This is a genomic window from Apibacter sp. wkB309 (assembly GCF_002964915.1).
Lineage (GTDB): Bacteria > Bacteroidota > Bacteroidia > Flavobacteriales > Weeksellaceae > Apibacter.
In genome coordinates, this window is sequence record NZ_PSZL01000021.1 from 1 (window position 1) to 509 (window position 509).

The 509-nt window shown below is 26.7% G+C and carries 1 protein-coding gene; it reads right to left on the minus strand.

The window, feature by feature from the left end; all coding sequences use genetic code 11:
* Positions 1-412, minus strand: a 412-nt coding sequence (locus C4S75_RS05795) for a hypothetical protein (protein WP_146105579.1), incomplete at its 3' end; no start/stop codon positions are given.
* Between the last annotated feature and the right edge of the window lie 97 nt (positions 413-509).

Here is a 509-nt window from a genome sequence, read left to right on the forward strand (position 1 = left end):
GTATAACATTTAATATATGTTCTTCTTCTTCTCGCTCTATTGAAGTCGGAACATATAATAAATTCATATTTTTTAGCGGTGTTATACTTGTGTTTAGCTCTATTGTTTCTAATTTATTTAAAATTTTACCCTTTTGATTTTTATTTTCCAATCGAAAAGAAAGTTTATATTTATAATCTGATTTAGTTTCAAAGTTAAAGTTAAACTCGCCGTTCGCTTGGTAATCCTTATTAGCAAAAGGATAAACTACGTCATTAGGCCTTAATCTTTCGACATTCATTACGATACCTAATTTTACTTTAAAAGTCAGTTTCTTTATAAACTCATTACCTAGATCATCGGAAAGTATAACATTTAATATATGTTCTTCTTCTTCTCGCTCTATTGAAGTCGGAACATATAATAAATTCATATTTTTTAGCGGTGTTATACTTGTGTTTAGCTCTATTGTTTCTAATTTATTTAAAATTTTACCCTTTTGATTTTTATTTTCCAATCGAAAAGAAAGT